Genomic DNA, 9693 nt, shown 5'->3' on the forward strand with positions numbered 1-9693 from the left:
ACAGAAGCCGATGTGCTTGCCATATCTGATTTTATTAAAGATCAGCCTAATGTGACACTTGAGCTCTTACCCTACCATCGTTTAGGCGAGCAAAAGTATAAGTATATTGGTAAAGATTATCCTCTTACAGGCGTTAAGTTGAGTAATGAAAAGTTCACCTTTTTGAAAAAGGCTGTTGATTCTAAGTTAAAAAAGTAAAGTAAAACCTAGCAGGGAGCTAATAGCTTTGTGCTAGGTTTTATTATTATTCTGTTACAGGAATAGTAGAAGAAGCTTTAGGCATAATCGCTGCCGTAGGGTTTTCAGGTAACTCTTTGCCAGCTATTTCTAGTGCCTCTTCCAAGCTTTTAGCTTTAGTGACCATCATTACTTGAGCCATTTCATCATCTATTCCCTCTGAAACCAAAATAGTTTTAGCTTTTGCCAGGGAACGGGCCCACAAAAATGCTTTGTGAACACCCATTTTGAACTCTGACGATCCAAACCTGTCTATAACCTCCTGGGGATTGCTGTCTAGCTTCATGGTATCCTCAAATAGCACTTCTCCTACACCCTCAATACACTCTGCCACAAGGATTATAACTCCACCCTGCTTCACCAGTGCCGCAGCATGAGCAAGTGCTTTTTGTGCTTGGTATAGGTTTACATCTTTTGGATAACCACCTTGAGATGCGATAACTAAATCCACTTCTTCTGCTTTAACCTGACAGACCTCTTGAGCCAGTTTTACTCCCTCTCGGTGAGCTGTTTTAAAGTCACCTGAAACAGCTTTAACTACTTGCTTTTTATTGTTAACTATTACATTTAGGATTAAGTCTATTCCAACAATCGCTCCAACTTCTTCCAAGTCCTGCCGGGCTGGGTTCTCCTCTAAAATGCCCATCCGGCAATTTGGCTTAGTGAGCATGGAATGATTGGCCTGAATCAGCTTTTCGCCCCCTACCCCTATAGCTACTCCTTTTACTCCCCCACTAAAGCCAATAAACTGGTGGGGATCAATCATTCCAACTACTATTTTTGCATCTGCATTGGCGTAGTTTTTATTTATCCAAATAGGAGTGTTATTGCTTGTCTCACCTAGATGTACAAGTTGTTCCTGATCTTTGGCATCATGGGACATTACCTTCACCCTAGACACAACCTCAGGTCCTAAAAATTCTTCAAATCTATCTTCAGGCATAGGGGGATGTAAACCAGCACCAATTATTATTGTAATTTTGCTAGCTTCAACTCCTAATTCCTCCAGTCTGTCTAATAAAATTGGCATTACTAACTTATTGGGAACAGCTCTGGTGTTATCACAAGTCACAATCACAACATTCTTTGCGTCCTTTAATTCTTCTATTCCTTTATTACCTATAGGCTTAGCTAAAGCCTGTTTGATAACCTCTTCCTCACTGTATTCACTCTCAATATCTTCAGGCATAATAACCTGGACGTTTGGCACTTTTTCTGTATCTATTTGAATGTATGTTTTTCCATATGGTATTTTTACTTCTGCCAAATTTATCACCGCCTTTTATATAATACAAAATTAGTATAATCGGTGTTGTGACCGATTATACTAATTCGATTGTACTATTCTTTAATTAAATACTCAACCCTACCCTGTGAATAGCAAATCCTGTTGTCTCTTTTAGGATTTCTGTCTTAGTAAGCTTTCCTGATAATACTTCTACTAGCTCATCATAAATCATCTCTGATGCTTGTTCTAGAGAAATCTTTCCTTCTAGGATACCTCTTAAGTCTAAGTCCACTGTATCCTGCATTTGATCGTAAGATGTTCCGTTTCCTGTTATCTTAATTGTTGGCATTACTGGGTGAGCAATTGTGTGTCCTCCACCTGTAGAGAATACTAGTGCCTGAGCTCCTGCTGCTGCGATACCTGTAATTGACTCAGCTCCATGTCCTGGAGTGTTCATCATGTATAATCCAGCATCTTTTCCTGGTCGGTCTCCATTACCGATCACATCCATGATTGTAGCTGATCCACTCTTTTTGGCTCCACCTAGTGACTTCTCTTCAATTGTGCTCAGTCCACCTGCTATATTGTCCCCGGTTGGCTGAGATCCTCTAATGTCTTCACCTGTTGATAGGATTCTTTGCTCGTATTTAGCAATTTCGTTCCAAATCTTGTCTGCTACTTCTTGATTTACTGCTTTTGACGCTAGCCATTCTTCTGCACCCATTAGCTCTGGGAATTCAGCTAGAATTGATCGGCCACCTTCTCTAATAACTCTATCAGAGCATAGACCCAGTGCTGGGTTTGAAGCTAGACCAGAGCTTGTATCTGAAGTTCCGCAGTTTAAGCCAAATAAAAATTTGGACATATCTACTTCTTCACGCTTTTGTGCTGATAGTTTTCTTTTGATGTTCATCGCTTTTCTTGTAGCATCGGCTACTGCATTGATAGCTCCACCCACTGTTCTGATGTTTACTGCTTCTACAGGTATACCAACTTTAGAAATCTCTTCTGCCATGTCATCAATGTTACATAGTTCTTCTCTAAAATGGTCTACGATTACTACTCCACCCACATTTGGGTTCATTGCCATTCTAGTTAGTATTTTAAAGGTCATTTCTAGGTCTGATCTAGTTTGACATCTACCCAAGTGGTGAGTTATCGGAACAGCACCCACTACCGAGTTTGCCACTCGCTCTGTTACGCTATTTGCATACACTGTTGCTGATAGAATTAGAACATGATTTCTAGCTCCTACTTCTCCATTTGGTCGTACATATCCTAAAAATTTAGACATCTTATTCAGCCTCCTTTTTGCTTAAGTCTCCACGGCCTCTGTTGCTCTCAATGTTGTGAACATGCACGTGGTCACCTACTTTTATGTCTTCTGTTGCCTTACCTAAGCTCAAGCCATACTTTAAGATTGTCTCACCTTTTGCAATTGGCTTAATTGCAATTTTATGGCCGTAAACTATTTTGTGGTTTACTGGCACCTCTACTTCTGCCCCGTCAATTTCTACTGCAATTTTACTTCCCGCTTCTACTTCTGGACCTAATATGGTCGCTACATTATCTCTTGGATCTACTACCCATGTTACTTTTGCCATGCTTGTTACCTCCTCAATAAATTTTCCTTAATCTATTTTCGAATTTTTTTCTCAATTTTCAAAGGTTAGTCTTCACACCTCGTTATAGATAGCTACATACTAGATATTTTACCCTTTATTACAATATACTTATCCCACAAAGCCACGCACTTTTAAAAAATTCCTGTAGGCAAGGGAACCGAAAATACTTCTACAAAAGAATAAGCCTTAGTATTTTTTTATTGAAGATATGGTTTTCCGAGCCAACACATTAACCCGGAAAACCGGAGAGGGTTAATTTACTCTTCTAGGTCTTCAATCCTGGTTGGAGGTTGGTGGTCGGACCTCATCTCTCTAGGAACTAGAAAAAGGAATTCGACACAGTTCGTCAAATTCCTTACCTGTTGTTAAAAAAATCACAGCTTTTTTTATACAACCTTTGCTACTCCTTCATAGATTAATCCTCGGTTAACATCTAAGGTAACTACCATCCCATCACTAAATTTAGATCCACTATCGCCAATTCCAATAATAACTGGTTTTCCAATACTTATGCCTACTATTGCAGCGTGGGAAGTTATTCCGCCCACTTCAGTTACTATAGCTGCGGCTTTATTCATAGCTGGTACTGCCTCTTTGTCAGTCATACTTGTCAATAGAATAGAGCTGTCTTCAACTTTCTCTAAGTCAGCTGCACTATTTACTTTTATAATTTTGCCACTAACACACCCCTTGCCAATTCCCGTACCCTTAGCAAGAATCTCACCTACAATATGTACTTTAATTAGATTTGTATTTCCGGATACCCCCGCAGGCACACCTGCTGTAATTACTACTAAATCCCCAGTTTCAATCAAGCCGGCACTTAAGCTTTCCACTACAGATTCTCTAAACATCTCGTCAGTACTATCTGTTTCAGTTACCAAAATCGATTGTACACCCCATACCAGTTGTAATTTTCTAGCCACCTCTTTGCTCGGAGTTGCTGCTATTATGGAACTTTCTGGCCGACACTTTGATACTACCTTGGCCGTAGAACCAGATTTGGTGCTGGTGATAACAGCCGCCGCACCAAGATCTTGGGCAATTCTCTTTGTGGCAAAACCAATCGCATCAGTAACGCTTTTTTCTAACTGCTGGTGCTCCTTTTGCCTTCTATCCTTCAATGCTCCTTCTGCTCTGATAGCTATCTTTGTCATTGTCTTTACTGCTTCTAGTGGATATTTCCCTGCCGCCGTCTCCCCTGATAGCATAATAGCATCAGTTCCATCAAAAATAGCATTTGCCACATCACTAGCCTCGGCTCTTGTTGGTCTTGGATTTCGCATCATGGAGTCAAGCATTTGAGTAGCAGTTATAACTGGTTTAGCTTCTCGATTACACTTTTCAATCATCATCTTCTGCGCCAAGGGGACCTCTTCAGCTGGAATCTCAACACCTAAATCACCTCTAGCAACCATTAAACCATCAGAAACGTTAATGATTCCATCTATATTATCAACCCCTGCTTGATTCTCCACTTTTGATATAACATGGATATCGGCTCCTCTTTCTTCTAATATCTCTTTTATCTCTAATACATCGCTAGGCTTTCTTATAAAGGATGCTGCAATAAAGTCTACTCCCTGATCAATGCCAAAGTGAAGGTCTGAAATATCTTTCTCTGTTAAAGCTGGTAGATTTATATCTACCCCAGGAACGTTTACACCCTTTCTTCCAGAAATTTCCCCTCCGTTGACTACCACGCAGTGTACATCTTCCCCTTCAATACATTCCACTTCTAGTCCCACTAATCCATCATCAATAAGAATGTTATCGCCTATTTTAACGTCATCTATTAATCCTTCATAGCTTACTTGAACACGCTGAGCTGTCCCTTGGCAAGGTGCTACAGTTAAGGTGATTTTATCCCCCGCTTCTAGTATTACTTTACCCTCGGGTATTTCTCCAAGCCTAATTTCTGGCCCCTTAGTATCCAACATAATAGCAACATCTACACCTACATCAGATGCTGCTTTTCTAATACTTTCAATTCTTTGAGCGTGTTCCTCATGACTGCCATGAGAAAAGTTTAGGCGAGCTACATTCATGCCATTCTTAATCAATTCCTTTAAAGTAGAAACATCCTCACTTGCTGGGCCAATAGTACACACAATTTTTGTCTTCTTCATCTAAAATTCTCCTCCTTTAAATATAATAAAACCACGCTAAAACAGATTTTTTCTGCTTTTTGCGTGGTTTGTCCGCATCTCTACACCACTTTATTTCAAGTTTTTGCGCTACTTCTACTATCTATTCGACAAAAATCTTAATATTCCTTTGTGGAAAATTTTAATAATTTATATAGACAGTGTTTTACTTACGTTATACATATCCTGGTTTATCTTTAACTCTTTGTTAAAAACATTTTCAAAGTCCACTGATACTACCCTATTTTTATTCATACCTACCATTTTCCCACCGTCTCCTGCCAGTATCAAGTCAACAGCTTTTGCCCCAAGTCTACTTCCCAGCATTCTATCAAAGGCAGTGGGCGAACCACCTCTCTGAACGTGGCCTAATACAGTCACCCTAGTATCAAAACCTGTCTCCTCTTTTAATGCTTCCGCCACCTTAGCTCCCGAACTAACTCCCTCAGATACTATTATGATACTGTGCTTTTTTCCCCGATCATATCCCTGTTGTAATCTCTTTACTATGTCCTGCATATCCACTTCGATTTCAGGAATTAGGATAGATTCTGCCCCACCTGTTAGGCCCGCCCAAAGGGCAATATCTCCTCTGTCCCTCCCCATTACTTCTATTACAAAAGTCCTTTCGTGAGAAGTAGCAGTATCTCTAATCCGGTCAATAGAATCTAAAACCGTATTAACCGCAGTATCAAATCCCAAGGTTACATCGGTTGATGCAATATCATTATCTATTGTCCCCGGTACCCCCACAGTAAGAAAACCCTTATCCCACAATTTCTTGGCCCCCATGAAGGATCCATCGCCACCAATAACAATTAGCCCCTGGATTTCCCTTTGTTTTAGCTGTTCAATCCCCTTCAGCTGTCCTTCTTCGCTCTTGAATTCATCACAGCGACTGCTCCTGAGAATGGTTCCACCTCGCTGAATTATATCTCCTACACTTCCGGCTGTCATTTGGACAAAGTCCCCGTTTAATAAACCTTTATACCCGTGATAAATTCCATAAACCTCAGAATTATTAGCTATGCCCCTTCTCACTACTGCTCTAATAGCTGCATTCATGCCAGGAGAATCTCCGCCACTTGTTAAAACTGCTATTCGCATATTTCCCACCACCTATAATCCTAATTTATTTCAATTATATTAGAATTCTTTCCCAATAGAAACAATTTTCTCACATCTAATGTTATTTTAACTCAATTATTTAAAAAGTATTTGTTTTTATGAGTTATTATGTGTTTTTAGAAGGATTACTTTTGATATAAGCAGTATATAAGCTGTAATTGCTATAGGTCATTCTAGGTATACTCTAAGCTCATATTAGGGTAGAATACATGGTTTGCCTATGAATTCCAGTATATGATATGATTTTAATATTGAGAGAAGAAACAACAAAGGGAGGATACAATGTATAAAATAAGGGTAGAAAATTTAATAAAGGTTTTCGGTAATAACCCAAAAAAAGCTTTAGAATTACTTGAACAGGAAGTATCCAAAGAGGAAATCTTAGAAAAAACAAAGCAAGCTGTAGGAGTTAATAATGCCAGTTTCCACGTGGAAGAGGGCGAAGTTTTCGTTGTAATGGGTCTCTCAGGTAGCGGAAAATCTACTTTGATAAGAATGCTTAACAGGCTAATCGACCCCACATCAGGTAAGATATACTTGGATGATGAAGACCTTACTTCTATGAGCCCAGAAAAGTTACGGGAAGTTCGCAGGAGTAAACTTGGCATGGTTTTTCAGCGGTTTGCCCTATTCCCACACAAGACTGTATTGCAAAATACTGAATACGGCTTAGAAATCCAAGGAATTCCAGCTAATGAGAGATCTGATAAAGCTCGCACGGCATTAGAGTTGGTAGGGCTTAAAGGCTGGGAAGACAACCTCCCCGGTCAGCTCAGTGGGGGAATGCAGCAGCGGGTTGGCTTAGCTCGAGCTCTGGCCATAGAACCTGACATTTTACTTATGGACGAGGCTTTTAGTGCACTGGACCCGCTCATCAGAAAAGAAATGCAAGACGAGCTCCTAGATTTGCAGAGCACCATGAACAAGACAATAATCTTTATTACCCATGACTTGGACGAGGCCTTAAAGATTGGAGACAGAATTGCACTAATGAAGGACGGAAAGATCGTGCAAATTGGAACACCAGAAGAAATTCTAATGAATCCAGCCAACGAATACGTAGAAAAATTCGTTGAAGATGTGGACATGTCTAAGGTCTTAACCGCAGGCGATGTAATGATTAAACCTGCTGCCTTAGCCTATCAGAAAGATGGTCCTAGAGTAGCACTGCGGAAAATGCGGGAAGAAAGTATTTCCAGCATCTATGTTGTAGATAAAAATCGTCAGCTAATTGGCGTTGTCACCGCTGATGATGCAAAAAATGCTCTTGACCAGGGCAAGAATGACCTACACGATATCACTCAGAAAAATGTACAACAAGTTCCCTCAGAAACTCCATTAAATGAAATTTTTCCTATCATGGTAGATGGAAAGTTTCCTTTAGCTGTAGTTGATGAGGGCAAAATCAAAGGAGTCGTTATTAGAGGAGCAGTCCTTGCTGGCCTCTCTGGAAGGGAGGGACTAGCAAATGGAGACAATAACTAATTTACTGCAAACTAAAATTCCAATCGGTCCAGCAGTTGATGCAGCTGTAGATTTTTTAACTGCTAACTTCAGAACCTTCTTCCGCCAAGTATCTTCAATTGTAGATAGTGGATTGAGTAGTTTTGAAGGTGTTTTAATGGCAATTCCACCAGTTGCTTTAATGGCTATTTTAGCGCTAATAGCTTACTTTATTGTAAACAAGGGTACTGCTATTTTTACCTTTGTGGGTATGTACCTAATATACAATTTAGGGCTATGGGAACCAACCATGACAACATTAGCTATGGTCTTGACAGCAACTTTTATTTCTATAGCAATTGGTTTACCTATTGGTATCTTATCAGCTAAAAATGATACTGCAAATAAATTTATTATGCCTTTGATGGACTTAATGCAGACCATGCCCGCATTTGTTTATCTAATTCCAGCGGTAACTTTTTTCCAGTTAGGTAAGGTACCGGGAGTATTTGCCACAGTTATATTCTCTATCCCACCAGCTATCAGATTAACTGGACTGGGAATTAGACAAGTGCCTCAGGAGTTAACTGAGGCAGCCGATGCATTTGGCTCCACTGGTTTCCAGAAGTTGTATAAGGTTCAGTTGCCCTTGGCAATCCCTACTATCATGGCTGGGATTAACCAGACAATTATGCTATCATTGTCAATGGTGGTAATATCTGCCATGATTGGAGCTGGAGGACTGGGTCGAGAGGTTTGGCACGGTATTCAGCGTTTACAAGTAGGAAGTGCCTTTGAAGCAGGATTAGCGGTAGTAATTTTGGCTATGATTTTGGATAGAATTACCCAGAACATAGCCAAGAAAAAATAAAACATATTTTTAGGGAGGGATTTTTGCATGAAGAACATGCGAAAGATGACATTTTTATCAATTCTTCTAGTAGCTCTACTGGCTCTTGTAGCTGTAGGCTGTACTCCAGAAGAAGAGGCTGATGAGCAACCAGGGGATGAACCAACAGTTCAAGAAGCTATAACTATCGGTTATGTGACATGGGACTGTGCTATTGCCAGCACCCATGTATTACAGACAGTACTTGAAGATGCAGGGATTGAAGTAGATTTGATTGACCCAAATGCTTCACTATTATATGAAGGACTAGCTAATGGAGATATTGACGTAATCACTACAGCTTGGTTACCATTCACTCACGCAAGCTACATGAATCAGGTAGGAGATCAAGTAGATGATCTTGGTTCTAACTACGGTGGCGAAGCTAGAATCGGCCTAGTAGTTCCTGCATACATGGATGTGGATTCAATTGAAGATTTAGCTGGACAAGCTGACAATCGTATTATTGGTATTGACCCAGGTGCTGGAATTATGGGTGCTGCTGAAAGTGCTATTGAAGCTTACGGCTTAGACTACGAATTACTAGACGGTAGTGATGCAGCTATGGCTGCTACGTTAGCTGACGCAATTGCCAATGAAGAAGAAGTCATTGTTACAGGTTGGGCACCTCACTGGAAGTTCGGTCGTTGGGATCTTAAGTTCTTAGACGATCCAAAAGAAGAGTTTGGCGCAGCAGAAGATATTCACACAATTGCTCGTCAAGGGCTTGCTGAAGACGCACCAACAGCCTTTGAAATCATCAACAACTTCCATTGGGAAGATGCAGACATCGCTACAGTAATGGACATGAATTCAGATGGTATGGATCCAAAAGAGTCTGCTCGAATCTGGGTAGATGAAAACCAGGATAAAGTTCAAGAGTGGCTACAATAATAACGAGATATCGAGTAGGAGGTAGATAATTATTTTATCTACCGTCCTCTCACACCACCAAGCATACCGTTCGGTACTTGGCGGTTCATTAAGTTAATTGCA

General features: G+C 40.3%; 8 protein-coding genes and 1 pseudogene. 4 read left to right on the plus strand and 5 right to left on the minus strand.

Features of this window, described 5'->3' with window-relative positions; all coding sequences use genetic code 11:
• Positions 1-198, plus strand: a pseudogene (locus GGQ84_RS14705) (glycyl-radical enzyme activating protein); the annotation flags it as partial.
• A gap of 46 nt (positions 199-244) precedes the next feature.
• Here the strand turns inward: GGQ84_RS14705 and larAH5 are convergent.
• From larAH5 to pfkA, 5 genes are all read right to left on the minus strand, one after another.
• Positions 245-1513 (minus strand): nickel-dependent malate racemase, LarAH5 family, encoded by a 1269-nt coding sequence (larAH5, locus tag GGQ84_RS14710; RefSeq protein ID WP_429163563.1) that lies wholly within the window; start codon positions 1511-1513, stop codon positions 245-247.
• 76 nt (positions 1514-1589) lie between these two features.
• Entirely contained in the window at positions 1590-2759 is a 1170-nt protein-coding gene (locus tag GGQ84_RS14715) for a UxaA family hydrolase (RefSeq protein WP_429163564.1), read from the minus strand.
• Position 2760: 1 nt separating this feature from the next.
• Positions 2761-3069 (minus strand): UxaA family hydrolase, encoded by a 309-nt coding sequence (locus tag GGQ84_RS14720; protein WP_429163565.1) that lies wholly within the window; start codon positions 3067-3069, stop codon positions 2761-2763.
• A gap of 407 nt (positions 3070-3476) precedes the next feature.
• Positions 3477-5219 carry a pyruvate kinase gene (gene pyk / locus GGQ84_RS14725; protein WP_429163566.1) on the minus strand — a complete coding sequence of 581 codons (1743 nt, stop codon included), beginning with the start codon at positions 5217-5219 and terminating at the stop codon, positions 3477-3479.
• Positions 5220-5387: 168 nt separating this feature from the next.
• Positions 5388-6344 (minus strand): 6-phosphofructokinase, encoded by a 957-nt coding sequence (gene pfkA, locus GGQ84_RS14730; protein ID WP_429163567.1) that lies wholly within the window; start codon positions 6342-6344, stop codon positions 5388-5390.
• A 303-nt stretch (positions 6345-6647) separates the two neighbouring features.
• On the opposite strand from pfkA, the gene GGQ84_RS14735 reads away from it, so the two are divergent.
• The 3 genes from GGQ84_RS14735 to GGQ84_RS14745 are packed head-to-tail and all read left to right on the plus strand — an operon-like array spanning position 6648 to position 9591.
• Complete coding sequence (locus GGQ84_RS14735; protein WP_429163568.1) at positions 6648-7850, plus strand: quaternary amine ABC transporter ATP-binding protein; 1203 nt, start codon at positions 6648-6650, stop codon at positions 7848-7850.
• Positions 7834-8679: an ABC transporter permease gene (locus GGQ84_RS14740; RefSeq protein ID WP_429163569.1), complete on the plus strand. Its 846-nt coding sequence runs from the start codon at positions 7834-7836 to the stop codon at positions 8677-8679. The genes GGQ84_RS14735 and GGQ84_RS14740 overlap by 17 nt, the downstream gene beginning before the upstream one ends.
• A 27-nt stretch (positions 8680-8706) precedes the next feature.
• Complete coding sequence (locus GGQ84_RS14745; protein WP_429163570.1) at positions 8707-9591, plus strand: glycine betaine ABC transporter substrate-binding protein; 885 nt, start codon at positions 8707-8709, stop codon at positions 9589-9591.
• Positions 9592-9693: the final 102 nt, after the last annotated feature.

The sequence above is a fragment of the Desulfitispora alkaliphila genome (assembly GCF_050433185.1).
GTDB classification, from domain to species: domain Bacteria; phylum Bacillota; class Desulfitisporia; order Desulfitisporales; family Desulfitisporaceae; genus Desulfitispora; species Desulfitispora alkaliphila.

Excerpts from the sequence above, each read along its gene's own strand:
- GGQ84_RS14715 (WP_429163564.1), bottom strand. The coding sequence starts at position 2,759 with ATGTCTAAATTTTTAGGATATGTACGACCAAATGGAGAAGTAGGAGCT.
- GGQ84_RS14720 (WP_429163565.1), bottom strand. The coding sequence starts at position 3,069 with ATGGCAAAAGTAACATGGGTAGTAGATCCAAGAGATAATGTAGCGACC.
- pyk (WP_429163566.1), bottom strand. The coding sequence starts at position 5,219 with ATGAAGAAGACAAAAATTGTGTGTACTATTGGCCCAGCAAGTGAGGAT.
- pfkA (WP_429163567.1), bottom strand. The coding sequence starts at position 6,344 with ATGCGAATAGCAGTTTTAACAAGTGGCGGAGATTCTCCTGGCATGAAT.
- GGQ84_RS14735 (WP_429163568.1), top strand. The coding sequence starts at position 6,648 with ATGTATAAAATAAGGGTAGAAAATTTAATAAAGGTTTTCGGTAATAAC.
- GGQ84_RS14740 (WP_429163569.1), top strand. The coding sequence starts at position 7,834 with ATGGAGACAATAACTAATTTACTGCAAACTAAAATTCCAATCGGTCCA.
- GGQ84_RS14745 (WP_429163570.1), top strand. The coding sequence starts at position 8,707 with ATGAAGAACATGCGAAAGATGACATTTTTATCAATTCTTCTAGTAGCT.